We start from the raw sequence: 26,534 nt of genomic DNA on the forward strand, positions 1-26,534 counted from the left end.
AGAGTATAAGAAGAATGAAGCAGTATATGTATCGTATTTTGGTAGTATTGGGATTAGCCGTATGGCTTGTCTCTTGCACGGGCACAGAAACCCTTATAGATGATGGTCCCGGAAACATACCCGAAGAAAGCACCCCCAACGGTACCGGGAATATCTTTTCATTGGCTATGAGAATACCTCTACCCAAAGATTATATGGATACAAAGGCCTATAATGGGGTGGACAGGGGAAGCATTTCGGAAATCCTGATAGATGGAATAAGAATGGTACTCTATGAAAGTAAAGTGGTTAAATACTGTCTGGATTTGGATATACAGGTACAACCTGAAAACAGTGGCTTTAAAATAACCGGTGGCGACCTTTACAACTGGGCTACTGATGGGAACAGGATATTTATTCAGACAACAGCCCGTACGTTTGAACGGGGTAACTATGATATGCTTGTTGTAATCAATCCGAATGATTCGATCGAAGCCAAAACGGAAGTGGGGCAAGCGTTCACAGCGCTTGATGCTGCATTCAATACTGCCGGTATGTATCGTTCCCGTACGGTAAGCGGCGTAGAGGGAACATACGAAGAACCTGCTTATTTCCTGATGATGAATTCTCAGAACCTTGTCGAATTGGTACCGGGACACTTTTATGCCACCAAAGAAAAAGCAGTGAATAGCCCGGCCTTCATCAATCTGGAGCGTGTTGCGGCTAAAGTCACCTGTGATTATAAGGGAGGAACGAGTACCAAATCTACGGCGGTAGCTCCATACGGACGATTTGTGATGCTACTGGATTATAATAACCAACTTGCCGCTCCCTGGGGAGACGATTACGATATACCGGAAGATTGTATAGACTGTCCGGTACAAGGTTGTAACGGTAAGTTTAACCGGAAAACGAAACAGTGTAGTGCCAAACCTTATCTTCATACGTATGACGGCCTGGGACTTGTTTCCGACCGGGTACGTTACATGGTGGCAACCGACCTTACCTGGGAGGTCGATGTTATCAATAAAAAAAGCTATTGGCTCAGACATCTTACGTATAAAGCCGGAGGTACCGAAATGGAAGAGCAGGGACACATAGATCGGGAGTATTTTTATGCCGAAGACCCTAATTTCTCCGCTCTTTCTGGGACAGGGGAAACCAACCTCAAGAATAATTTCAGGTATATATCAAACAGCAACGAATTAATTCCGGGTGCATCCGGCAGTACGGCCAAAAAGCTGTATCCCCAACTCTCCGGTTATAAATACTATAACTATTGGTCATGGAAACAAGGAGATACCCAACCGGTGTATATCCCTGAAAATACTATGACTCAGAATGAACAAAAGAAAGATGTCGTAACCCGGGTTATCTTTAGAGCGGTTCTAAAAAGAGAACAGTTTGATATGAGTGAAACGGAAGAGAATCCGACACTTCCGTTAAAGTCGGTCGAAGGTTTTTTCGTCTTCAAAGGAGGGAATACGGATATCGAAAATTATAAATACAATAATTATAACAAAGACAATACCACATTTTTTATTCTCCGTCCGGAAGATGTGGCGATCTATGCTTCAGCTACTACAACGGAACACATCCATATATATCTTCGGGATGGTATTCTGGAAGCTATCAACCAATTTAAAGTAGATAATCCGAGCTTTAATTTCTCCGACTGGAAAAACGAGGAGCCGGCACAATCGGCCAATCTTTCATTTTATAAAAACGGTGAAATATATTATGAAGTGCCGATCGAGCATTTTTCCGTCTCCGAAGCACAAGGTGTCGGAAAATACGGACGTTTCGGTGTGGTGCGGAATAACTGGTATAAACTGAATATAGAAAATATGATCTCAATCGGAGCACCAGTCTTGCCGGAACCCAAATCTGAGTTTATAGAGGATGCTACCCGGTCTGCTGTACCGGAGACAAAAAGTAACGCGAATATTCTGATCAGAAATCAGTCAATCATATTCTAAATAAGTATAAGGGCTATGACAAATATTTCAAAAAAGACAATCTGTTATAAGCAGATACAATTCATCATATTCCTGGGACTATTATTGGTAGGTGGACAGGTGGAAGCACAGCAGGCAACCAAAGTAAACGTTGTCAATGAAGATTTTGAGAGACCCGGGTTTAGTGGTAATTATATAGATCCGAATCCGGGCATATGGAATTTCTATGATTTCACCTATGCAACCTCTGTACCGATGGCCGATGATGCCGGAAAATGTATCATCACTAAAAATTCAAACCTTGTCGGTCATGGTGAACCTCCGCAATGGCCTCATCCTGATCATACTACAGGATCCGGCTATTACCTGTTTGCCGTAAAGGAAGCAGGCACTAATCCCAAAAAAATCTATGCTGCTACAATACCTTATGTAAAAAAGGGAGAAACTGTTCAGTTCGGTGTTTATTATGATGATGTGGACGGCGGATATAATTTTGAAATACAGGCCACGGGAACGGGACTTGGCGGTCAGACAAAAACTTCGGCTAACTATGCGAACTCGAATGGCGGCTGGGTGTTTTGGTCTCATTCTGTTACGGCAACACAAGATGGAGCCATTACTTTTAGTCTTGTTGATAAATATGGGTATGATAATAAGAAGCACAAATTTGGGGTTGACGATATTACAGTGAGCATGAAGGCTATACAGATGGCTTCGCCTGCTTCTTTATACACCTATACGAAAATCAATACACGGGTTACTGATCCTTTTCAGGCAAAATACAATAATCCTTTAGGTAATGAAGCATATTCCTATGTATGGCAGAAATACAACGGTAGTTCTTGGGTACAGGCCACCGGTACGGGAGTGACAGGAGGGGCTAATGGAACATCTTTTACAGCAGAGTTCGTCCCGGCGGCAGAAAGTGCACCAGGTCCGGTCTATTACCGGCTTGTGGTCGCTGCCGGTAGTAAAACTTTGTATTCGGACATAATAACAGTAGAGTACACTGCGACCGATTATCTGTTTAAAGAGGACTTTGGCGGAAGTTGGCCTTCTACCGATTCGACAAACCAAGCAGGAGCTTCGGGTGACTGGTGGATCACTGCTGGCCCGCACCCGACAATAACAACGGATTTTACTTATGGAGACCCGGATGACAGATTATACAACAGGGACAAAGCCGAGCAAGCTTACGGTGAAAGACCGATCAAACTGGATATAGGAGGAGCAGCCACTTACGCAATCACAAAACTGGCCGGATGGAAGTTGCCTATTCCTGGTTTTCCGGGTATAGAATGGAATTGGGGAGATGGAGATGGTGGTGGCAAAGGAGGCTTTGAGGATCACAGTATCTCAGGTGACAATTCAAAAGGTTATTTTATGTATGCTGTGAACCGTACAAATACAGAGAAGACTGTTTATGAAGCCAGTATTCCGGTAACAACGGACATGTTAGGACAAACCTTTTCTCTCAGTACATGGCAGGTAGCCTTGTGGGGAAGGGTCGATACTCTTCCCTATCAATTTAAGCTGGAGGTTGAAGATGCTGCAGGTGTTGTGATGGACTTCGCTAAGTTTAAGGTTAGCGACGAATGGGAGGAAAGAAAATTGTTGTTTTACATTTCCGGTAATTACCAGGACGATGCTATTAAAATACGTATATCATCCGTGGGCGATAACTTATGGCTTGGATTGGATGATATCTCCCTTACCGGATATGAATCATTTATAACTATCAAATCTCCTGTGTCGGGAAGTATTGTCGGTTTCAATGTGGATTTTACGGTCGATTATAAATATATCAGTCCTACTATCAATTACAGATGGCAAAGAAGTGCCGACGGCAATGGATGGGCCGATATTGCCGGATCTGACGGTACGGCGACAGGTGAAAGCGGGACTTTTACTGTGACTGTACCTGCTGTGGTAGACGGTTACTATTACCGAGTCCTGGCGATCAAGGGAAACGACGATAATGCTGATTTTACAGATGCTTTGGCTTCAGCACCTGTGCAACTGTTTCGGGATGCCAACTACCTGGTCAGAGAAGATTTTGGAGGGTGTGGTTCTACACAGAATTTTATTTATAAAGCCGACAATCCATACGTTATTCCCGGGTATGAATATACTCCGGCATCGGAGGGAACCGTAAGGCCTAACCCCGGTAGTGGTAATTATATAATAACGAATCAGGTATATCTGAATTACTGGACAAATGAGGATCACTCTGAAAGCACGACAAACTGGAATACGGATGTAACAGATCATTCCAGTTGTAAAGACGGTTACTTTCTGCTGGTTCATGCCAGGGGAACGTCGGACGGTGAAAATATGCCATTTTATAAAACGATGCTTTCTAATCTCTGTGGTGGTTCGAAACTTTCGTTTAAAGCCTGGATTGCTAACCTGGAGAAAAACAGCAATACCAAGCAGAATTTCAAATTTCTTGTCAGTTTCGACAACGGGAATATCCAGGAATATACAACCGGAGATATCCGCGGAGGTAGTAATTCTCTTTGGATACAATACGGATTTGATTTTTTTGTACCGCAAGGTGCTACTACCGCCACACTCTCCTTGTTTGCGGAAGGAGCCTGGGACTGGGGGAAGGGGTTTGCGTTGGATGACATTGAAATAAAGCTATTAAGTCCGGCACAGATATTTACACCTGCAAAGACGGAAATAATTGTGTTGTCCGGTAAGAAAGAAACCCTTACAGGATCTTATGCATGTGGCAGTTTGACAGGTTCGCTTACCTATCAATGGCAGCAACGTACCGAGACCGGGGAATGGGTCAATTGTAGTGGAACCGGGGCTACCGGTACTGTCGCAAATGGAAATTTTATGACCGATTATACTACAAATGCCATTAATGAAACTGTCTATTATCGTTTTATAGTAACAGGGGAAAATGGGCCGACCCATTCTGATTGGGTTAAATTTATACCGGAAGATGCATCTAAATCGAAAACCTATTTCGTATGTCCGGACAACATGACGGAGGATCAGGCTGGATCTTACAGAGGAAGCAGTGTGTATCTTCCCGGAATGGTGAGTCTGGGTGAACCAGGCTATTTGCCTTCGCTCATCCATATGGAAGCACCGGAAATAACTGGTGTTACGTATAAATGGTATACCAGTGAATTCGGAGGTTTGGAAGATCTGTTGCCTGATCAGGATGAGTATGATCATGATCAGAAATATTCTTCAGTGGAGGCTATTAAGGATCCCATAATATTGTCCGACGGAATGACACATACTTTATCTGTCCAGAACGAAAGAAATACAGACGGACAGTTTAAAGCAAGAACCTATTGGGTAGAGGTATGCGATATGAATGGAGTTCCTATTTTGGACAAAAGAGTTGCGTACTATTTGTTGCCGGGTTATCTGTGCGGCAGTGTAGATGCTGTTATTTCTCCGGCAAATGCCCGCCGTATTCATAGGGAGAACTTTGGAGGAACAGCTCCCGGAGATCCAAATGTTAAGCAAGAACCAATCGATTATATAAAGATTGATTACGAACTGTATAAATCCGGTGACGGTAATTTACCAGAAGGTGGTTATATGATTACGAAGAAAAGTCCAGCAGGGAGCTCAAACGGATGGATGGCTATGCCAGACCATATTTATGAAGACCTTCCGAATGAGACTCATGGTTATTTGGTAGCTGTGAACGCTACGGAAACTCCCGGACGTTTTTATACTCATCAATTAACGAACCTGGGTGCATGCCGTAATATCGAATTAGTTATTACAGGTTGGTTTACCAGCTTTGTGAAATGGAACGGACTGGAAAAAGTAAATCTTAAATTTATATTGACAAACACAGATACCGGAGAGACATTAGCCGAATATCTTTCCGGTAATATGCTCGATGGGGAAGGTAATAATTGGAGACAGTTCGGATTCAGATTCCCTGTCCCGGATGAAGTAACCGGTATAACTCTGGAAGTCGTTAATAACAATTTTGGCACCGGAGGGGGAAATGATGTGTTAATGGATGATATTGAAATCTATCTGGTTATCCCACCCGTTACCCTCGTACCCTCCGTAAACGGTTATGTTTGTGGAAAAGATGAGGGAGTGCTTACCTTGCATGGTACCTATACCGATGACGGAACCTTGGGTAATTACCTCGATTATCAATGGGAGTACAGCCCTATTGGCAAGGATGGCCCGTGGCAACCCCTTGCCAGTGTTATCGGAGAAGTTACTTCAGGTGTGATAACAACTGATAAATCTAAATTCGAAATATATCCTTTTACTGCAGCCAATAATGGATATTATCGTTTGGTGGTGGGGCAGTCGGGATCTTTTGACGGTACTCCGAATTATGCCTGTATGGCTATATCAGAGCCTCGTGAGCTGCTTTTTGCCGCTTCCGTAGATAAGATTCCTGCTCCTTCACTGTCCGACAATCGAACAGCTTTCTGTTATTCAGATGTGGATGAAGACGGGTATATAACTATTACAAATCAGGATACGCAAGTCAGTGAAAATAATCCTTACGCAAGTTACACCTGGATGGTGGGGGGGACAGTAGTCTCTGATACTACGGCAAAAGCGGTGAAATTGAAGTTGGAAGACTATGCTCCCGGATTCTATACCGTTTCGTTGACAGCCAATAACTCGGTGGGGTGTACCGAAGCTTCCATGCATGAGTTTGTCTTATTTCCTAAAGTAACCACCTGGACCGGTAATGGCGAGACAAACAACTGGAACGATTTCCGTAACTGGGATAACGGAGTGCCTGGTTACTGCACCAATGTAATTATCCCCAATGAATCGATCACTGTGGATCAGACTACCCTGTTAGACCATTATCCTTTACTGATAAAGCCGACGGTAGATTCATTGAATATAGTAAATAATTATACCCGGAATCAGTCTAATCTGAATCTACAGAAAGAAAAGCGGAATGATGGCGGTTTTTCTCTCCGACCTGCTTGTGATACGATAACTTTTAAAATGGGAGGCGGAGTGGCCCGTACGAATTATCTGAATTATAGATTTGCTGAGGTGGATCTAGATGTAAAGCATGGTCGCTGGTATACGGTTTCGGCTCCTTTGCGTGCTATGTATTCCGGTGATTATTTTGTCGAAGGAAGTGTGAAGCGGCAGAATCCGGCAGTCTATATGATGAAATATAATACATCCAATCCACAGACAGGAGAAAATCCGGCAAAAGTGACAGGTGATTTCTCGAACCCTTTCAATACGCTAACCGAAGAGCTGTCTCCGGGGTTGGGATATGCTATCGGAGTTTATAAAGGAGAAGATATTGCTGCCAAACTGCAATCTTTCCGTTTTCCCAAAGACAGTACTGCTTATTCAATTTGGAACTACCATGGTGTTTATCTGGGTAAAACAACGACAATAGACCGTTCCGGTCTGGGGCGGTTTATTTATGAACAATGTATTAGTATGGATGGTAACTTGCCTTTGAACAGGGATGTCACTGGTTTTGATGTGATTGTAAATAATGATCAATACAGCTATACGACTGCCCTGCTGGGTAACCCTTTTATGTCGCATTTGGATTTTAGCCAATTTAAAACAGCCAATCCGGAAATAACAGGCGGCTATTATATATGGTCGGATAATGAGACATTTGAAGCGTATAATCCGGGAGTATTTTCAAGTGATCCGAAGCTTATTGCACCTATGCAATCTTTTATTGTAGAAAAGACAGGTCAGCTATCCCGTCTTCAGTTCGACTTCATGATGTCGACAACAACCTCTGGCGTTACCCTCCGCTCTACCCGGAATATGGAAGAGGCGATACTACAGATGGATGTGTTGCGGGATCAGGTATCCCAAAGCCATATCCGCCTGAAATATGTTCCGTTTGAAGATAATCGGTATAGTGCACGTAAAGATATGTGGACTCTCTTCTCGGAAGAAAAGACGGAACCGGCTGTTTTATATACGTTGTTGGATGGAAAGGCGGCTTCTATACGTACGCTGGGGGATTTGTCGGAACCTGTCGAACTGGGTATCCGTACCGATGTCAAAGGTGAGCTTACTCTTCGTTTGTCAGGAATGGAGACTTTTGATGCGTCTCAGGATATCTATCTGCAGGACACTTACACTGGGACGTTACAAAATATGAGGGAGAACCCTGAATATACATTCGATAACCACTCCGGCCCCGTGAAAGGAAGATTATTCCTCCGAATAGGAGAAATAGATAAGGACGATATTCCGGATGCTGGTATACGTATTACTACCTACAAGAGACGGGTCATAGCGAGCAGTCCTGCGGACGATCCGATCGAGTCTGTAAAGATACATGCTTTGAGCGGTAGATTGATGTATAACAAACAATCCATCCGGCAGAGTTCTGTTTCACTTAATGTATTAATTCCCGAACAAGTAGTTCTGATAACTGTAACTACTCGTAACCGACAAAAAACCGAAAAGGTGATTATACGGTAAGATCGGAATGTTAACAGATGAACTCATTTGAACTTCTATGTAAAATAATTGAATAAAGTTATATCTTAAACTGTAGTAACTATTATATTTGCACTATAAAAACATAAAGATATGATAGTCAGAATGCTTTGTTTGTTGGCATTTGCGTTGATATTTAATTCATGTCACGGTCAGCAAACTGCAAAAACAGAGAAAGAGGATACAACGCCGCGAACCTTTGAAATGGTTCCTGTCCCCAGTATGATCACGGAACCGGGCGAACGTGCTAAATATTTAGTGGAGCATTATTGGGATAAATTTGATTTTACCGATACAGCATATGTTCATATGCCGGAGGTAACGGAACAAGCCGTTTCCAATTATATCGATCTGATGAAGTATGTAACTCCAGAAGTCGCTTCGTCTTCTATCAAAGGGATGATGCACAAGGCAGAAGCCGACAGTACCGTGTTTACTCATATGGCCGGTCTGTATGAGAAATATTTATACGATCCCAATTCACCGATGCGCGATGAATCTCTGTATATTTATGTGTTAGAGTCCATCTTGTCTGCCCCGGTCTTTGATGAGGTGAACAAGATCCGTCCGGCTCATTTGCTGGAATTAGCATTGAAAAACAGGGTGGGAGAGCCGGCGGCGGATTTCACCTATACGCTTGCAGATGGGAAAACAGGTACACTGTATGGGGTAAAAGCTCCTTATGTATTGCTGTTCTTCTATAATCCCGATTGTCATGCCTGTAAAGAAATAACCGGACAGATAGCGGGATGGCCGTTGCTAGACAAAATGCAGGCGGATAAGACGTTGAAGATACTGGCAGTTTATCCGGATGAGGACCAGGAAGCCTGGAAAAAGCATATCCCAGATGTTCCAGCAAGTTGGATAAATGCTTATGATCAGTCGATCTCTTTAAAAAATGATGAAATATATGACCTGAAAGCCATACCCACAATTTATTTACTGGATAAAGACAAAAAGGTCATTTTGAAAGATATTACTTTTAACCAGTTGGCAGAATTCTTACAGATGCAAACAAACTAAGTATGCAATAAACAAATAGAGTATGAGAACAACGTTATTATCATTCATGTTTCTGGCAGGTGTCAGTCTGACGGCGTCTGCACAGTTTAAGATCGGAGGGAAAACGATTAACACCAAAAAGGTGGTAAATGCAGCAACCGATGTTGCTAAAGCTGTTACACTGAGCGATGCCGATATCGTAACTATGAGCCGGGAATATATCGAGTGGATGGATACCCATAATGAAGTGGCCGGTTCCGATACGGAAATGGGGCAACGTCTGGAACGATTGACCAAAGATATCAAGGTAGACGGATTGAACCTGAACTTCAAAGTTTATAATGTCATTGATGTGAATGCTTTTGCTTGTGGTGATGGTAGTGTTCGCGTTTGCGGCGGATTGATGGAAGTGATGGACGACAATGAAGTGATGGCAGTTATCGGACATGAGATAGGGCATGTGCTTCATTCCGATTCAAAAGATGCCATGAAGAATGCTTATCTTACTTCTGCTGCAAAGAATGCCGCCGGAGCGACAAGTGATGTTGTCGCTAAATTGTCTGATTCACAGTTGGGTGACCTGGCAACAGCGTTGGCTGGTGCACAATATTCGCAAAAACAGGAAAATGAAGCGGATGATTATGGTTTTGAATTCAGTGTGGCCAATGGTCTCGATCCGTACAGCATGCATAATTCATTGAATAAACTGATGAGTTTGAGTGAAGAAGCACCGAAGTCATCGAAATTCCGTCAAATGTTTTCAAGCCATCCGGAAACAGCTAAACGCGTGCAACGGATGAAGGAGAAGGCGGATGAATATATGAAGGATAAGAATTAATTGTTAATACACCTTATTAAGCGAGGTGTTTTACTGAAATATTGCTAAATAGCAGTTGTTTTATGCTGCAAAACTATGCTGAATAACATAAAGTGCTTATATTTGCACTGTGTTTTTCATGGTATTAGATTTAAGGTTAGCAATGAAGATTGGTTGTCGGGAGACAACCTTTTCTTTTTTATACACCTTACCAATCATTTTATAACTTTCCCTCTTTTAATTACGAAATAATATTACTTTTGTATAGTTACTATAAAATTATATGGTGTGGATACAAAAATAAAATTACGGGTTCAGGGCTTGACTAATAGTCAGATCCAATCGGGTGCGTATGCACTGATATTGGCTGAAGAAGAAGGAGCCCGTCGTATACCTATTATAGTAGGGACATCGGAGGCACAATCTATCGCAATCGCGTTGGAACATATTACCCCCCCCAGACCTCTTACTCATGATCTGTTTGTCACTTTCGCACAGGCTTTCGGCATTCAGTTGCGTGAGGTCTTTATCTATAAGTTTGAAGATGGGGTATTTTATTCCGAATTGTTATTCGATGATGGAATTACGCAGGTACGCCTGGACTCCCGTACTTCGGATGCGATCGCTATCGCTTTGCGTGTGAAATGTGATATTTATACCACCGACCAGATCGTTGCCGAATGTGGGGTCGTATTGGAAGATGCTTCTTCTATGACCGATAAGGATGATGAAGAATATGCTCTATTGGATAAAGAACCCGAAGATATCGAAGACGCGGAAGAGCTGAAGAAATGGCTCTCTTTGCTGGATGAAGACGAATTGACCGAACGGTTGGACGAAGCCGTCTCCGATGAGAATTACGAATACGCAAAGATGTATAAAGACGAAATTCGTCGGCGGGAAGAGGAGGACGAAGCAGAATGATAGAACAACAGAGTGGAATAAGCCTTGAATCGCTTTTGCGTGGAATATTGGGTATTATAACGGTTCTGGCTGTCGCATATGCCCTGAGTTATAACCGTAAACGGATCGACTGGAAACTGATTGGCGGTGGGCTTTTCATGCAATTAATATTTGCTTTGGCTGTTCTGTATATTCCGTTTATCGGGACAGCACTTGAGTTGATGGGAAAGGCTTTCATTAAACTGATGGATTTTACCCAGGCTGGGGTTGGTTTCCTATTAGGCCCGTATGCCACGAAAAGTAATGGCTTTATATTCCTGATCCACTCTTTGCCGGTTGTTATTTTCTTCTCGGCTTTGGTCTCTTTGTTTTATCATTGGGGGATTATCCAGCGTGTAGTAGGGGCTTTTTCCTGGCTACTGCGGAAGTTTATGAATATTTCAGGAGCGGAAGGTCTTGTGACTTCCGGTAATATATTTATGGGAATGACAGAGTCGCCGGTGTTGATTAAGAATTATCTGCCGGCTATGAACCGCTCTGAGATCTTTCTGGTGATGGTATCTGGAATGGGAACCATTGCCGGTACGGTGATGGCTACTTATATCGGTATGTTGTCCGGTGGTGATCCGGTGGCAAGGGTTTTATTTGCCAAACATTTGATTTCAGCCTCTTTGATGGCGGCTCCCGGATCGATCGTACTGGCCAAGATGCTTTGTCCGCAAACGGAACCGGCTGTCGATCATGCTGCCAGCCTAGAAAAGAAAAGTGCTCATCCGACGGCGTTGGACGCTTTGGCTGCCGGTACTTCGACGGGTATCCGGCTGATGGTGAATATCGCAGCTATGTTGCTGGTCTTTATTGCATTGGTCGCTTTGGCTAATTATATATTGGATGGCCTGATCGGACGGTATACCGGTTTGAACGACTGGATCGTTTCGATAACGGATGGAAAAGCGCAGGGGTTGACATTCCAGTTCATACTGGGAGTGATTCTGGCGCCGTTCATGTGGCTGATAGGTATTCCGTCTTCCGACATTATGCTGGTTGGTTCGTTACTGGGACAGAAGACGATACTGAATGAATTCGTGGCTTATTTCCAGTTGCAGGAGTGGAAGGATGCCGGTATGTTCATGTATCAGAAATCCATATTGATGTCTACCTATATATTATGTGGCTTTGCCAATATCTCGTCTATCGGGATTTTATTGGGCGGAATGGGCGTATTGGCTCCTGAGAAGAAGGAAATGATAACCCGTTTCGGGTTTCCGGCCATGATAGCGGGAGCTTTAGTCTCTGTGTTGTCAGCCACGATTATAGGCATGATATTAGGTTAATTGAATATTGATAATAGAAAACTAAATAGTTGTGCAGATATTTTACACGCCGGATATTGCAGTAAATCCGGAACTACCGGAAGAGGAAGCAGGTCATTGCATCCGTGTACTTCGTCTGACCGAAGGCGATGAAATTTTACTGACTGATGGTAAAGGGGCTTTTTATAAGGCGGCTATCAGTCGTGCCCATCATAAACATTGCGAAGTGTCCATTCTGGAGAGTTGGCAGCAACCGGCTTTATGGAACTTCCGTCTTCATATCGCAGTTGCCCCGACAAAAAATATGGATCGGATGGAATGGTTTGCAGAGAAAGCGACCGAGATCGGTATTGATGCTATTACCTGCCTGAACTGTCGTTTTTCAGAACGCCGGGAGATAAAACCTGCCCGTCTGGAAAAGATCCTGGTCAGTGCCATGAAGCAGTCGCAAAAGGCTACATTACCTCTACTGGAAGGAATGACTGATTTTAAATCGTTTGTGAGCCAACCTTTTGACGGTCGTAAGTTCATCGCTCATTGTGAGGATGGAGATAAAACATTATTGAAACAAACGTATCGCCCGGGTGAAAACGCCTTAGTGCTGATCGGCCCTGAAGGAGACTTTAGCCCTGAAGAGATAGGGCTGGCTTTACAGCAGGGTTTTGAACCTATTTCATTAGGAGAAAGCCGTCTTCGTACGGAGACAGCTGCGCTGGTGGCTTGTCATACGATACATGTATTGAATCAGTGACCGGCGGGAAAAAGGATCCGGTTGTAACAAATAAAATAAACAAGATGACAGAAAAAGAAAAGTGCCACCTTGGCCTGTTGTACGATGCCAATTATGATAAAGAATTGTTGGCAGACCGTGAAAGAGTAAAAGAACTGCTTTACGATTACAACCGTTTGCGTCCTTCTCAGCAGGAAGAAAAGACGCAATTACTGAAATCCTTTTTGGGTAAGACCGGAAACAGTCTGATCATCGAACCGCCTTTTGCTTGTGATTACGGATATAATATTGAAGTAGGAGAGAATTTCTATGCCAATGTAAACCTGGTTATTCTGGATGGGGCTAAGGTCTGTATCGGTGACAATGCTTTTATCGCTCCGAATGTCGGCATTTATACCGCAGGCCATCCGTTGGATGCAGAGCAGCGAAACCGTGGTCTTGAATATGCCCGTCCCGTAACTATCGGACATAATGTCTGGATCGGTGCCGGTGTAAATATCCTGCCGGGAGTAACCATCGGTGATAATACCGTGATCGGTGCCGGCAGTGTGGTAACAAAAGATATTCCATCGAATGTACTGGCGGTAGGGAATCCTTGCCGGGTGGTCAAAGAGATAAAGTGATTTCAAAAAAACATCGTTCCGGTGATACTTGATGATCAGCGGAACGATGTTTTTTTAGATGGAGATATAAAAACTTACAGTTAGCGTATCAGCGGTTGCCATTTCATATAGGTTCCCGTTCGCCACAGCCATTCCATTGGGCCATAACGGAAACCTTTCAGCCAATAATGACTAATTGCGATTTGTATGCCTGTATAAGCAAGGCAAACCAATACGCTCAGGAAAACTCCCAAATGACTCCAATTCAATCCGAAACCGGAAAAGATGAAGACACCGGCCACAGACTGTACGATATAGTTTGTCAACCCCATACGGCCGTAACTGACCAATGGTTCTACAGCCCGTTGTACTTTTTGTGAACGATAAACTTCTATTACAATGATTACCCACAGATAAGCGGTCAGCAGATTAATCAGATTGGTGGTAGTCGATCCCATCCATGAATAGAAAGAAACTTCTCCCCAGGCAACAGCCGGAATATAAGGTCTCACTACGTAAAGCAGACCTAATAATACGAGGGCAGCCAATGCCCAGCGATTTAACCGTTTCCGGAATTCATCCATGCGTTCGAATAAACGGATACGTCCTATAATAAGTCCTAAGATAAAAAGTCCTAAAGTCTGGTAGATACGTCCGCTCGATACCTGGAATCTCATTTTACCGACCAGTCCGTTCCAGGCGTTATTCTTTATCGTTTCAGATAAAGTAGGAACCTGCCGGGGACCTGACGGACGGGATGCAGGTCTGGCAGTAACCTGTTCCACCTGCTCTATAGCCGGTGCCGTCAGACTTTTATAGACTACCGGTACAAGTGAGGCGCCTCCCAGGAAAAGAAACAAGGTGATACCTGCCAGTAATTTCGTCGGCCATTTATACATTAATACCAACACGAAACCTAATATCGCATATATCAGCAAGATGTCCACACGAACAATCAAACCATGCAAATAGCCAATCACTGCCAGTAATAACAATCTCCACAAGAAACGTTTCCGGAAATCAAATCCTTTCTTTGCCGCCCGGTCCATTTGGATAAAGAAACTTAAACCGAACAGGCAAGAGAAGATAATGAAGAATTTGCCGAAAACCAGATAATTTATAAACCACTTGAAAATCTCATTCAGCGTTCCTTCCCACGGAAACATTGCTTGGGGGGCCATTGTTCCTATCGCTCCAAAATGTTGCATAGCATGAATCAGGCAGATACCGATCAGTGAAAAACCACGCAGGGCATCAATTACTGTAATACGTCCGCCGGGTGAGGTTGATGTCTTATTTATTTCCATTTTATTCGTTTGTAATTAATTATCATTGATTCGATTTGATTCTCAACAACCATGCTTCTACATCATCTGGACCATTCGGCATATCTATCCCGGCATCATCATTTTGTGGTTCACGGATATTCTCGGGATCAAGATCTTCGGGTAATGTTGCCGGAATATGAATAGCCTCAGGCGTTACCTTATAAATCTTTTGCATCGATTCGTTCAGGTAAGTTGTAGCACCGTAAGTAAAAAACGGAATGATTATTTTATTACCTAAATTATAATTTTCGAGGAATGTACAGACCACCATTGCCGGTTGATGCCACCAGCAAGGCGATCCGACGAATATCGTGTCGTATTGTGCAATCGCCTCTTTGTCGGGAAGGTTTGCTACACCGGGGCGCAGGTCGTTATATGCTTCGTTTTGTATCCGTTCGGTATCATCATAAGGATTCGTCGCATACGGATCGGCTGCATTAATACGGTATATGTCAGCTCCGGTCAGTTCGGTGATACGTTCGGCTATTGCTTGTGTTGTGCCGGTTGCCGAGAAATAGGCCACTAATGTTTTACTGTTCCCGGAAGGCAGGTCGGAAGACTCCGGCTGCTCCGTATCTGGAAAAGAAATATCATTATTCTCCGAGCAGGCACCTATTGTTGTTGCGGAGAAAAGTAAAAGCGAGATTAATAATAAGTTTTTCATACTGTTCTATTGGGATATTATTTGTCTAATTTATTTTCATGTAACCATTCAGTCAATAAATCGGCTATCTTGACATTATTGAGATCGGACATCATAAAATGTGTATTCCCATAGATGCCGATTTCGGGAAGTTCAACCAGTCTGGCGTTTCCTCCGTGGCGGTTAATTGCTTCAACAAACTTACGTCCCATTTGAAGTCGTACGCGCCAGTTTTCACCGCCCAGTTTATCTGTCATTTCTTCCGGTATGTAATCGCCAAAATAGAGTACGATGGGGATTTTCGTCAGTTTCATAAAGTCTTCCATCGAAACGCCTGTTCCGGAAAGTGTTCCTGTGAGGCTTGGCATAGGGTTGGGGACTTCATTTTCGGGAAAGACATATCCTCCCGGTTCGTAAGAAACGACAGCCTGAATATGCTGGTTCTCTATAGCAGCCAACCATCCCGGAAAACCTCCGGCCGAATGTGTTACGATAATCCCGTTACCGATTCGATCGAATAATGCATCAAGCGCGGTAAGATCGGTTTTCATATCATGTGCACTGATGTCGGGCGTCATTTGACGGAAAAACTGGTCGAGCGATAACGAATCGGTAGGGAACTGTACGCCGGGATTGAACGAAGGCCACTCGCCGATACGGAAAATATCGAACCAAAGCTGTTCGTCGGCTTTCGGTTTCAATACCGTTTCGGCAGTTGTCCGTCCCGAACGTCCCCGACCGGGCATATCAACTACGTAAGAACCGAATCCCTGCCGCAGCATCAATGTCTGAAAGCTTTCCCGACCATCGGGTGTCATCTGCCAGCAACGTCCTGATTGTCCGTAACCATGTACGAACACCAGCGGAAGTTGACGGGCTTCTACCGGAATCTGAAAATCTACGACAGCATGGTCTGCATGGTATGTTTGTCCCTGTTCGACAGGGGTTCCCCAACCGATGAATTTATGGTTGTCGTATGTCCCCGGACGTTGTAAAACTGTTCCGCTGACAGCGAAACTACCTTGTTTGGCGATAGTGAGCGGTCTATCGGTTGTTGTATCCTGTCCGTGAACTCCTATCCATGCAAATGCTGCCAACAAACTTATATATATTCGTTTCATACTATTATTCTTTATAATCATTATATTCTTCATCTGTCACCGGATCATACCATTCGGTCGCACCCAGTGAAACCTTTGTGTTGATGGCAATATGTGTAAATCCGCTGTCGGGGGCCGCACCGTGCCAATGTTTCACGTCAGGAGTAATAGCTATAACATCTCCGGGTTTAAGAACCTGAATCGGTTTCCCTTTTTCCTGATAATACCCTTTACCGGCAGTCGCGATCAGAATCTGGCCTCCCGGATGTGAATGCCAGCTGTTACGGGCTGACGGTTCAAATATAACATCGGACACTACCACGTCAAATGTTTCGCTGTCGGTCATCAGACGTTGCAGATAAGCCGTTCCATTGAAATTTACTCCTTCTATGGCATTCCCCTTCGGAAATATCGCCGTCGCCGAAGATGTTTCCAGGACTGCCGTTTTATCGGCTTCACTTCGTCCGACCAGTTTCTCGACAATAGCAAGCAGGTTACGCAGTTCGTTGGGAGTAACGCCCACATTCAGAGCTATATTCATATGTCCTTTCATCATCGGTTCAACGTTGCCGATCGCAGCTAATACCGATACGGTGGCAATCTCCCGTTCAGCATAGGTCAGTACATCCCGTTCAAAGAGATCGGCAAAGAGATGCTCTTTCAGAAATACTTCTATTTCGGGAGCCAGCACAGCGTAATCAGCTTTCGGAGCATCAGCAGGGACACCTGATATTTCGGCAAGAATATCCCGTCCGCGTTCATATTTACTGCGTGAATCGGTTATCGGTGAAGCTGCCCGTCCGGCTTTATCTTCGATACCTTTTGCCTTGCGTTCGTTGAGAACATCGACAAAAGTCTGCAAGCCGCGCAATGCCCGTGGAAATCCGCAATAAGCATGTACGTGTACTATCGTCTCTTTGATCTCATTGACGGTCATGCTGTCTTCCAATCCGGCAATGAGGACCGTCTTCAATTTATCGAGATCGCCTTTGGCGGTCAGGGCGGCAATCTCCACAATGTGTTGTCGTTTCTTATCCATCATTTGTTCTGTTTGGGGAGCTTGTGCTACCATATTTCCCGCCAACGACAGGATATATAATAATGTAGCAGCGAATCCGAGTCTTACTTTCATTTATTTCTACTTTTATTTATCTGGTACAAAATTACTAGGTATAAACCATCCGGAACAGGCATAAATTACAGATTCATGTATAATTATTACTGATATGAGTAACTGTGTCTAGTTTGCCTGATTACAAAAGCGCACGCAGTAATTGAGTAGCAACTCGATATGCGAAGCGATGATCGATGCGCTGTGGCGGTCGATGGCATGATGCAATTCTGCCCTGATCTTTTGAAGACTGTCCGATATGACCTGTTGCTCATGTTCTGATAGCGGTTCCCGGCAGCGGCAACGTGTCGGATAACTATCGATACGCCCCTCTAATGATGTCTCATATAACAGATCGGGATGGAATATAATGCCCGTATAGCCATTGGTTGAACGATGTTCGAGCGATGGGATTTCTACCAGTTCTCCGGGATGGATGAGGCGGAGTTTGTCTTTCCCGGAATATTGATTTCCGTCTAACGTTACATAATACAAAAGTCCGTAAAAATCACACGTCATGCGGATATCGCGGTTCAGATTTGCGTTCGACAGGTCAATAATACTAATCAGCGGATGCAGGGTTTCCCGGCCCGTCAATTTGTTAAACAGATCGATCGTCATAAGTGCCCTATTATTCATTTATTCTATTGTCATTTAATTATTATTTAGCATACTACAAAATTACCGTACCCGAAAAGATTCCGTATGATACGAATTACGGATATACGTATAATTATTACTGATCGGATCATATAACTAGCAGATATTTATTACATTTGTCGAAAACATAAATCACGCACCGGCATGGATAAAATCATAAAACTGAATACGGTTAAAGACTATAATGACTTTCTGGGTATCGAAACACCGCATCCGTTGGTTAGTGTGATCGATGCGTCAAAGATCAGTCCGTTACGTCATGTACGTAAGAATATTGGTTTTTACGTCGTTTACCTGAAAGATATTCAATGTGCCGATCAGATCAAATACGGAAGGAATTATTATGATTTTCAGGAAAATACCCTGGTGTTTGCGGCTCCCGGACAAGTGATCGGCAATGACGATACAGGAGAAGAATTTCAGCCAATGGGATGGTGGCTGACCTTTCAGCCCGAATTATTGCATGGCACGCATCTCGGGCATCATATGCAGGACTACACTTTCTTTTCCTACGCTGTAAATGAAGCGTTGCACCTCTCAAAGCAGGAACGCCAGACCATAATAGATTGCATGATGAAGATCGACGAGGAGATCAGGGAGGCGAAGGACAAACACAGTAATTTAATTATTTCTTCGGCCATCGAGTTGTTGCTTAACTATTGTGTCAGGTTCTACGACCGGCAATTTATCACTCGTAAGAAGGCGAATAAAGATACGTTGACCGATTTCGAAAAGTTGCTGAATGACTATTTTACGTCCGGAAAACCTTTATCCTTAGGAACTCCTACCGTTGCTTATTGTGCGGATCAGTTGCATTTGTCTGCTAATTATTTCGGTGACTTAATCAAGAAAGAAACCGGAACGTCCGCCCAGGAATATATTTTGGTAAAAACAATGGCTGTTGCAAAAGAACTATTAGCCGATCCGTCCAAGTCGATCAGTGACGTTGCTTATGCGTTGGGTTATCAATATCCCCAATATTTCAGCAGAGCGTTCAAACGAATAGTTGGATGTTCTCCGAAAGAATACAGGATTTAATGCAGCCTGTAGCCAAATGTAATATTTTTTGCAATGGTAAGATACTAAATTTAACTGAAATGAACAATAGTAAAAGGGCTATCCAACTTTTGGATAGCCCTTTTACTATATATTGGGAACCAAGTCCCATGTTGCAATGTAATAGAAATTATTTTGCCAATGTTTCGTTGATAGAATCAAGGATCTTTTTGGCGTTGGCATTTGCTGCATTCAGGGCAACAGCCTGTTCGATGTATTCTTTTGCTTTCTTCATCTGAACGTCAGCTTTGTCTTTTTCTGCTTCGTATTTAGCAGGGTCGGTAGCAGCAGCCAGAATCTTTGCACCTTCGTTGTAATACATAGCACCTAAGCTGTACAGCGCATTTTCTTTATACTTCGCGTTGCTAACGATTAATACATCTTTAAACAACTCTTCTGCATCAGCAGTTTTTCCTGCCTTTTGCGCAGCCTGTGCCTGCTTCATGCAATATCCGTAAAGCAGTTTTTCCAGATTTGTATCACCCGGTTTAACTTTCAATCCGGCTTCTACAGTAGCTGTAAACTCAGCGGGTTTATTCAGGTTACGTAATGCCATAGCCTTACCGGTGTAAGCGTCGTCTACGTTTTTATTTTTCTGGATGGCCAGGTCGTAATATTTTACGGCATCTTCATATTTCTTGGCCTGGAAAGCAGCGAAACCGCAATTGAAAACGCGGTCGGCATCTTCGTTGTTCGTCTGTTTAAGGAATGCATCGTACTTTGTAAAAGCTTCCGGATAGTTTTTCGCTTTTAATGCTGCATCGCCTTCATCACGCAGTTTATCAGCGTCTTGTGCAAATAAGTTTCCAATACTCAGGCAAAAAGCCAATAACAAAACAATTTTCTTCATGGTTGTTAAACGATTTAAATTTAATTTTATGATGCGCTAAGTTAGTAACCATGATAAAAGTATCAAAGCAATTTTACATCTTTTTAGAATTAAAAGGGAATGAGAATTCTTTTAGGAGGAAAAGAATGTGCAGATTATGGCCGCCTTACAACTGAAGGTTTCCACATAATCTGCACCTTTTTTGTTTATAATACAGCCGGATAACAGGGTAATCTGAACGCTTCGGCTACAGCTGGATAAACGATCTTACCTTCGATAATGTTTAATCCGAGCAGCAGGCTCCTATCTTCCTTGCAGGCTTTTTTCCAACCCTTGTCAGCCAGTTTCAGAACATAAGGCAGCGTGGCATTGGTCAATGCCAGGGTGGATGTTTGCGGAACGGCTCCAGGAATGTTTGCCACGCAATAATGAACGATACCGTCGACCGTGTAAACCGGGTCGGCATGAGTGGTCGGATGCGAAGTCTCGAAGCAACCGCCCTGGTCGATGGCTACGTCGGCCAGCACACTGCCCGGCTTCATAAGCTTCAGCATATCTTTTGTGACCAGGTGGGGAGCTTTGGCTCCGGGGATCAATACGGCACCGATCACCAGGTCGGTAGCCGGAAGCTCTGTTTCTATATTATGTGTAGATGAATACAGTGTCTTTACATTTGCCGGCATAACCTCGCTTAGGTAACGCAGACGGGGAAGTGAGATATCCGCTATCGTAACGTCTGCTCCTAGTCCGGCAGCCATTAAAGCTGCATTATAGCCGACAATACCACCTCCCAGAACCAATACGCGGGCAGGTTTTACTCCCGGTACGCCGCCCAGCAGGATGCCTTTTCCTCCCTGGGGTTTTTCGAGGAAGCGGGCTCCTTCCTGTACCGACATACGTCCCGCGACTTCACTCATGGGAATAAGGAGTGGGAGTGAGGCGTCCGGTTTCTCTACCGTTTCGTAAGCCAGGCAGATCGAACCGCTATCCATCATAGCTAGTGTCAGTTTTTCATCTGAGGCGAAATGGAAATAAGTAAAGACCAGTTGCCCTTTCCGTACCAACGGATATTCTACGGCAATCGGTTCCTTTACCTTTACGATCATTTCAGCAATTTGATAAACGTCATTGATCGACGGGAGTATCTGTGCTCCTGCTTTCTCATAGGCTGAATCAGGAAAACCACTGTTTTCACCCGCTGTATGCTGTACATAAACGGTGTGCCCTTTTTTTACCAACTCTTTTGCCCCGGCAGGCGTAAGTGCTACCCGGTTCTCATTGTTTTTGATTTCTTTGGGAATTCCGATGATCATAATGTTAATGTTTAATAGTTATTATGCTGCAATATACGGAAAAGTATGACATTATGCTCCGGAAAAGCTCTTTATTTTACTTTTTGACTAAAATAAGTAGTGTTTGACAGATTTGTTCCATTGTCCGTTTGATGTTGCGGACGGCGTAAACGGGCTGCATGGCCTCTTCCAGGCTGACAGGAGACGGATGGATAGGGAAGATGGCGGATATACCGGCCTGTTTCAGTTCCTGATCGACATCCACTTGCCCGGTGATAGCGATGACCGGAATATTTTGTGCGGCAGCTACTCCGGCTATTCCGACCGGGACTTTGCCGAATAAGGTCTGCCGATCTATTTTACCTTCTCCCGTAATAACCAGGTCTGCACCTTTGACCGTTTCGCTGAAATGAAGATAGTCCATCACCAGGTCTATGCCCGGGGAAATGCTTGCCTGCAGAAAGCCTACGCATCCCCCTCCCATACCACCACCGGCTCCTGCCCCGGCGAGGTTGTCGATTTCCTTACCGAAGGTTTGGCGGATGAGGGTTGCCAAGTGTTTCATACCTTTGTCCAACTCTTCAATTTGTGTTTCGCTGCCTCCTTTTTGGGGGCCGAATATACGGGCGGCGCCCTGTGGCCCGTAGAAAGTATTGGTAACATCGGTAGCGATATGAAAGGTGCATTCCTGTAGTTGCGGAAGCTGATTACGGGTATCGATCCGTTGAATGGAGGAAAGACTTTTACCTCCTTTCTCTATTTCGTTGCCAGACTGGTCGGTAAAACGGAAACCTAATGCCTGCATCATCCCGACACCTGCATCGTTGGTGGCACTGCCGCCTACGCCGATTATGAAGTTATGGCAGCCGCGTTGGATGGCGTCTGCTATCATTTCCCCGGTACCATACGTGGTAGTATGCATGATGTTGCCCGCTTTCGGGGGAATCAGGGCAAGGCCGCTGGCTGCCGACATTTCGATAATAGCTGTCCGGCTGTCTCCGGTTATGCCGTAGCTGGCCCGGATCGGCTGCATCAGCGGGTTATGGACAGGGATCGTTATGATACTTCCCCGAGTCGCTTCGGTCAGTGCTTCCACCGTCCCTTCGCCACCGTCGGCTATGGGGACTTTTACCACTTCGCATCCGGGAATGACATTCCGTATCCCTTCTTCCGCTGCGTCTGCAATGGCGGAGGAGGAGAGGCATCCTTTAAGTGAGTCGATGGCGATAACTATCTTCATGATACTTTCATTTGAGGGGTAAAGATACAAAAAAGGGCAGCTTTTTTACGGCTACCCTTTTCTTATCTGTTATCCTGTCAGGTATTATAAACCTTGTCCGTGACAGTTTTTGTATTTCTTTCCACTACCGCAGGGGCAAAGATCGTTACGGCCTACGCGTTTTTCGGCACGAACCGGTTCTTGTTTGGGTTGTTGCGGAGCACGTTCTTCCGGGTCATTGTTTCCGCTGATATCCGTTTTTTCAGTACGGTAACGGCTCATGTCCTGGCGTTGTTCCGGAGCAGCCTGTCTTACTTCGATGCGCTGACGTTCGGCAGCTGCGGCTGCGGCAGCCTGTTGTTGAGCCATCGCCTGTTTCTGCTCTTCAGTCGGTTCCTCGCGAACAGGGATCTGACCGCGCATCAGGACAGCAGCAGTTTTACGGTTCATAACGTCAACCATTGTCTTGAACAGGTTGTAAGATTCCAATTTATAGATCAACAATGGATCTTTGTTTTCGTAGCTTGCATTCTGTACGGAGTGGCGCAGTTCGTCCATTTCGCGCAGGTGTTCTTTCCATGCTTCGTCGATAGTATGCAGTACGATTGACTTCTGGAATGCTTTCGTGATCGCCTTGCTTTCTGTTTCGTATGCTTCCTTCAGGTTACATGAAACATTATACATACGTTTTCCGTCTGTAACCGGGATCATGATATTTTCATACATGGCACCTTGGTGTTCGTAAACCTGTTTGATAACCGGATTAGCAACCTGGGTCATGCGTTCCATACGGCGTTTGAATGTCTGCAATGCGTTTTCAAACAGCTTGTCAGCCAGTTTGTCGGCCTTCAGGCTCTTGAATTCTTCCTCATCGAACGGACTTTCCATAGCGAATGTTTTGAACAATTCCAGTTTGAAACCTTCATAGTCCAGACCGTCGGAATGCTGTTCGGCAATAGCCATAGAAGTATCGTAAATCGTGTTCAATACGTCCAGACCGATACGTTCTCCCATCAGGGCGTGACGGCGACGGGTATAGATCACGTTACGTTGTGAGTTCATTACGTCGTCGTATTCCAGCAAACGTTTACGGATACCGAAGTTGTTTTCTTCCACTTTCTTCTGTGCACGTTCAACAGATTTGCTCAGCATGTTGTGTTCCAGAACTTCGCCTTCCTTGAAGCCCAGCTTATCCATCAGTCCGGCAATCTTGTCGGAAGCGAACAGACGCATCAGGTTATCTTCCAGTGATACATAGAATACAGAAGAACCCGGGTCACCCTGACGTCCTGCACGACCACGCAACTGGCGGTCTACACGGCGGCTCTCATGACGTTCCGTACCGATGATAGCCAAACCACCTGCGGCTTTCACTTCAGCCGACAGCTTAATGTCGGTACCACGACCGGCCATGTTGGTTGCGATAGTTACCGTTCCGCTCTGACCGGCTAACGATACGATCTCGGCCTCACGCTGGTGCAACTTCGCATTCAATACATTATGCTGGATCTTACGCAGGGTAAGCATACGGCTCAGTAATTCCGAAATTTCTACGGAAGTCGTACCTACCAGTACCGGGCGTCCGGCTTCAACCAATGCGCTGATCTCTTCGATCACAGCGGCATACTTTTCACGTTTGGTCTTGTAGATACGGTCGTTCATATCGTTACGGGCGATCGGACGGTTAGTCGGGATCACTACGACATCCAGTTTGTAGATGTCCCAGAATTCACCGGCTTCCGTTTCTGCCGTACCTGTCATACCTGACAGTTTATGATACATACGGAAATAGTTCTGCAAGGTTATGGTAGCGAAAGTCTGTGTGGCAGCTTCCACTTTTACACCTTCCTTGGCTTCGATAGCCTGGTGCAGACCGTCAGAGTAACGGCGGCCGTCCATGATACGTCCGGTCTGTTCGTCGACGATCATTACCTTGTTATCCATCACAACGTATTCATCGTCTTTTTCAAACAAAGTATAGGCTTTCAATAACTGGTTGATCGTATGTACACGTTCGCTCTTGACAGAATAGTTTGCCAGGATTTCGTCTTTCTTTGCCTGTTTTTCTTCTTCGGTTCCTTGGAAGTTTTCCAACTGGGAAAGTTCGGAAGTGATATCCGGCAATACGAAGAACGTCGGGTCGTCCGTACGTCCGGTCAGCAAGTCGATACCTTTGTCGGACAGTTCGACGCTGTTATTTTTTTCGTCGATCACGAAATACAACTCGTCGGTTGCTTCGTGCATGTGGCGCATGTTTTCAGACATGAAGTATTCTTCAGTCTTTAACATCTGTGCTTTGATACCTTGTTCGCTCAGGAATTTGATCAACGCTTTGTTACGCGGATATCCTTTGAATGAGCGGTATAGTTGGATAGATCCTTCTTCTACTTCTTTCTGATCGCTGCTGGCCATTTTCTTTTTAGCTTCGATCAACAGTTTTGAACATAGGTCTTTCTGTGCGTTAACCACCACTTCCACGTTCGGACGGAACTGTTCGAACAACTGTTCTTCACCACGGGGGATCGGGCCTGAAATGATCAACGGGGTACGGGCATCATCGATCAATACGGAGTCGACCTCATCGACGATGGCGTAATTATGTTTGCGTTGTACCAGGTCGTTCGGGCTGATCGCCATGTTATCACGCAGGTAGTCGAAACCGAATTCGTTGTTTGTACCGAAGGTGATATCTGCATTATAAGCGGCGCGGCGCGCATCCGAGTTAGGCTGGTGTTTGTCGATACAGTCTACGGAAAGTCCGTGGAACATATAAAGCGGCCCCATCCATTCCGAGTCACGTTTTGACAGATAGTCGTTCACGGTTACAACGTGTACACCATTGCGGGTCAGGGCATTCAAGAATACCGGGAGGGTAGCCACTAATGTTTTACCTTCACCGGTTGCCATTTCGGCGATTTTACCTTTATGCAGAACGACACCACCGAATAACTGAACGTCGTAGTGCACCATGTCCCAGGTAATTTCGTTACCACCGGCTTTCCAGTGGTTCAGGAAGATGGCTTTATCGTCTTCGATACGTACGAAGTCATGTTTGGTAGCCAGGTCGCGGTCGAAATCAGTAGCAGTAACAACTACTTCTTCATTTTCAGAGAAACGACGGGCTGTTTCTTTCATGATAGAGAATACTTCCGGCAGAGATTCTTCCAGAACTACTTCCATCTTATCGGTGATCGCCTTTTCAATTTTATCTACTTCTGCCCAGATGGCTTCACGTTCTTCCAGCTCTTTATCGTCGATGCCTTTGCGGAGTTCTTCAACCTGCGCGCGCTCGTCGGCTACATAGTCCTGGATACGTTGTTTGATCTCATCTGTTTTTGCTCTCAGTTCATCGTTAGAAAGCTGTTGGATTGACGGATATACGGCCTTGATCTTATCCACATACGGAGTAATCTCTTTCAGGTCTCGCTGCGACTTGTTGCCGAACAGCTTCGTCATAAATTCATTAAATCCCATGATATATATTAATTTATTTTATTTCGTAAAGTGTTTATTTGTTGACGATCGGATTT

17 protein-coding genes and 2 pseudogenes are annotated in these 26,534 nt (G+C 44.6%); 9 read left to right on the forward strand and 10 right to left on the reverse strand.

Going from position 1 to position 26,534, the window contains the following annotated elements; genetic code table 11:
* Positions 1-14 precede the first annotated feature (14 nt).
* The 8 genes from HMPREF1536_RS00910 (at position 15) to HMPREF1536_RS00945 (ending at position 13,787) form a co-directional block, all read left to right on the forward strand.
* A complete protein-coding gene (locus tag HMPREF1536_RS00910; protein ID WP_028730529.1) occupies positions 15-1,958 on the forward strand; it encodes a fimbria major subunit in 1,944 nt (647 codons plus the stop codon).
* Between the two features lie 15 nt (positions 1,959-1,973).
* Positions 1,974-8,381 (forward strand): hypothetical protein, encoded by a 6,408-nt coding sequence (locus HMPREF1536_RS00915; protein WP_028730530.1) that lies wholly within the window; start codon positions 1,974-1,976, stop codon positions 8,379-8,381.
* Positions 8,382-8,492: 111 nt separating this feature from the next.
* Entirely contained in the window at positions 8,493-9,422 is a 930-nt protein-coding gene (locus tag HMPREF1536_RS00920; protein ID WP_028730531.1) for a DUF5106 domain-containing protein, read from the forward strand.
* Positions 9,423-9,444: 22 nt separating this feature from the next.
* Positions 9,445-10,239 (forward strand): M48 family metallopeptidase, encoded by a 795-nt coding sequence (locus HMPREF1536_RS00925; RefSeq protein WP_028730532.1) that lies wholly within the window; start codon positions 9,445-9,447, stop codon positions 10,237-10,239.
* A gap of 267 nt (positions 10,240-10,506) precedes the next feature.
* Positions 10,507-11,142 carry a bifunctional nuclease family protein gene (locus tag HMPREF1536_RS00930; RefSeq protein WP_028730533.1) on the forward strand — a complete coding sequence of 212 codons (636 nt, stop codon included), beginning with the start codon at positions 10,507-10,509 and terminating at the stop codon, positions 11,140-11,142.
* Entirely contained in the window at positions 11,139-12,455 is a 1,317-nt protein-coding gene (locus HMPREF1536_RS00935; protein ID WP_028730534.1) for a NupC/NupG family nucleoside CNT transporter, read from the forward strand. Before HMPREF1536_RS00930 ends, HMPREF1536_RS00935 begins: the two co-directional genes overlap by 4 nt.
* A 31-nt stretch (positions 12,456-12,486) precedes the next feature.
* A complete protein-coding gene (locus HMPREF1536_RS00940; protein ID WP_028730535.1) occupies positions 12,487-13,185 on the forward strand; it encodes a 16S rRNA (uracil(1498)-N(3))-methyltransferase in 699 nt (232 codons plus the stop codon).
* Positions 13,186-13,229: 44 nt separating this feature from the next.
* A complete protein-coding gene (locus HMPREF1536_RS00945; protein ID WP_028730536.1) occupies positions 13,230-13,787 on the forward strand; it encodes a sugar O-acetyltransferase in 558 nt (185 codons plus the stop codon).
* A gap of 80 nt (positions 13,788-13,867) precedes the next feature.
* On the opposite strand, the gene HMPREF1536_RS00950 is transcribed toward HMPREF1536_RS00945, so the two are convergent.
* From HMPREF1536_RS00950 to HMPREF1536_RS00970, 6 genes and pseudogenes are all read right to left on the reverse strand, one after another.
* Positions 13,868-15,073, reverse strand: a complete 1,206-nt coding sequence (locus HMPREF1536_RS00950; protein ID WP_028730537.1) for a DUF418 domain-containing protein — start codon at positions 15,071-15,073, stop codon at positions 13,868-13,870.
* Positions 15,074-15,095: 22 nt separating this feature from the next.
* A complete protein-coding gene (locus HMPREF1536_RS00955; RefSeq protein WP_028730538.1) occupies positions 15,096-15,758 on the reverse strand; it encodes a flavodoxin in 663 nt (220 codons plus the stop codon).
* A 17-nt stretch (positions 15,759-15,775) separates the two neighbouring features.
* Positions 15,776-16,858 (reverse strand): alpha/beta hydrolase, encoded by a 1,083-nt coding sequence (locus HMPREF1536_RS00960; protein ID WP_028730539.1) that lies wholly within the window; start codon positions 16,856-16,858, stop codon positions 15,776-15,778.
* Positions 16,859-16,862: 4 nt separating this feature from the next.
* Positions 16,863-17,252: pseudogene (locus tag HMPREF1536_RS28040) on the reverse strand (cupin domain-containing protein); the annotation flags it as partial.
* 33 nt (positions 17,253-17,285) lie between these two features.
* Positions 17,286-17,909: pseudogene (locus HMPREF1536_RS27800) on the reverse strand (carboxymuconolactone decarboxylase family protein); the annotation flags it as partial.
* A 168-nt stretch (positions 17,910-18,077) separates the two neighbouring features.
* Complete coding sequence (locus tag HMPREF1536_RS00970; protein ID WP_044193794.1) at positions 18,078-18,587, reverse strand: hypothetical protein; 510 nt, start codon at positions 18,585-18,587, stop codon at positions 18,078-18,080.
* A gap of 165 nt (positions 18,588-18,752) precedes the next feature.
* Here HMPREF1536_RS00970 and HMPREF1536_RS00975 point away from each other — a divergent pair, with 165 nt between their 5' ends.
* Positions 18,753-19,646 carry a helix-turn-helix domain-containing protein gene (locus HMPREF1536_RS00975; RefSeq protein WP_028730541.1) on the forward strand — a complete coding sequence of 298 codons (894 nt, stop codon included), beginning with the start codon at positions 18,753-18,755 and terminating at the stop codon, positions 19,644-19,646.
* Between the two features lie 148 nt (positions 19,647-19,794).
* Here HMPREF1536_RS00975 and HMPREF1536_RS00980 read toward each other — a convergent pair whose 3' ends face one another.
* The 4 genes from HMPREF1536_RS00980 to secA form a co-directional block, all read right to left on the reverse strand.
* Positions 19,795-20,514, reverse strand: coding sequence for a tetratricopeptide repeat protein (locus HMPREF1536_RS00980; RefSeq protein ID WP_028730542.1), 720 nt, complete (start codon positions 20,512-20,514; stop codon positions 19,795-19,797).
* A gap of 185 nt (positions 20,515-20,699) precedes the next feature.
* Positions 20,700-21,806: an alanine dehydrogenase gene (gene ald, locus HMPREF1536_RS00985; RefSeq protein ID WP_028730543.1), complete on the reverse strand. Its 1,107-nt coding sequence runs from the start codon at positions 21,804-21,806 to the stop codon at positions 20,700-20,702.
* 76 nt (positions 21,807-21,882) lie between these two features.
* Entirely contained in the window at positions 21,883-23,028 is a 1,146-nt protein-coding gene (locus HMPREF1536_RS00990) for a glycerate kinase family protein (RefSeq protein WP_028730544.1), read from the reverse strand.
* An 81-nt stretch (positions 23,029-23,109) separates the two neighbouring features.
* Positions 23,110-26,478: a preprotein translocase subunit SecA gene (gene secA / locus HMPREF1536_RS00995; RefSeq protein ID WP_028730545.1), complete on the reverse strand. Its 3,369-nt coding sequence runs from the start codon at positions 26,476-26,478 to the stop codon at positions 23,110-23,112.
* Positions 26,479-26,534: the final 56 nt, after the last annotated feature.

The sequence above is a fragment of the Parabacteroides gordonii MS-1 = DSM 23371 genome (assembly GCF_000969825.1).
GTDB classification, from domain to species: domain Bacteria; phylum Bacteroidota; class Bacteroidia; order Bacteroidales; family Tannerellaceae; genus Parabacteroides; species Parabacteroides gordonii.

Bases quoted from the DNA above. Each gene is read 5' to 3' on its own strand.
- ald (WP_028730543.1), bottom strand. From the start codon at position 21,806: ATGATCATCGGAATTCCCAAAGAAATCAAAAACAATGAGAACCGGGTA.
- HMPREF1536_RS00980 (WP_028730542.1), bottom strand. From the start codon at position 20,514: ATGAAGAAAATTGTTTTGTTATTGGCTTTTTGCCTGAGTATTGGAAAC.
- HMPREF1536_RS00950 (WP_028730537.1), bottom strand. From the start codon at position 15,073: ATGGAAATAAATAAGACATCAACCTCACCCGGCGGACGTATTACAGTA.
- HMPREF1536_RS00920 (WP_028730531.1), top strand. From the start codon at position 8,493: ATGATAGTCAGAATGCTTTGTTTGTTGGCATTTGCGTTGATATTTAAT.
- HMPREF1536_RS00935 (WP_028730534.1), top strand. From the start codon at position 11,139: ATGATAGAACAACAGAGTGGAATAAGCCTTGAATCGCTTTTGCGTGGA.
- HMPREF1536_RS00925 (WP_028730532.1), top strand. From the start codon at position 9,445: ATGAGAACAACGTTATTATCATTCATGTTTCTGGCAGGTGTCAGTCTG.
- HMPREF1536_RS00970 (WP_044193794.1), bottom strand. From the start codon at position 18,587: ATGAATAATAGGGCACTTATGACGATCGATCTGTTTAACAAATTGACG.
- HMPREF1536_RS00960 (WP_028730539.1), bottom strand. From the start codon at position 16,858: ATGAAACGAATATATATAAGTTTGTTGGCAGCATTTGCATGGATAGGA.
- HMPREF1536_RS00945 (WP_028730536.1), top strand. From the start codon at position 13,230: ATGACAGAAAAAGAAAAGTGCCACCTTGGCCTGTTGTACGATGCCAAT.
- secA (WP_028730545.1), bottom strand. From the start codon at position 26,478: ATGGGATTTAATGAATTTATGACGAAGCTGTTCGGCAACAAGTCGCAG.
- HMPREF1536_RS00915 (WP_028730530.1), top strand. From the start codon at position 1,974: ATGACAAATATTTCAAAAAAGACAATCTGTTATAAGCAGATACAATTC.
- HMPREF1536_RS00975 (WP_028730541.1), top strand. From the start codon at position 18,753: ATGGATAAAATCATAAAACTGAATACGGTTAAAGACTATAATGACTTT.
- HMPREF1536_RS00910 (WP_028730529.1), top strand. From the start codon at position 15: ATGAAGCAGTATATGTATCGTATTTTGGTAGTATTGGGATTAGCCGTA.
- HMPREF1536_RS00955 (WP_028730538.1), bottom strand. From the start codon at position 15,758: ATGAAAAACTTATTATTAATCTCGCTTTTACTTTTCTCCGCAACAACA.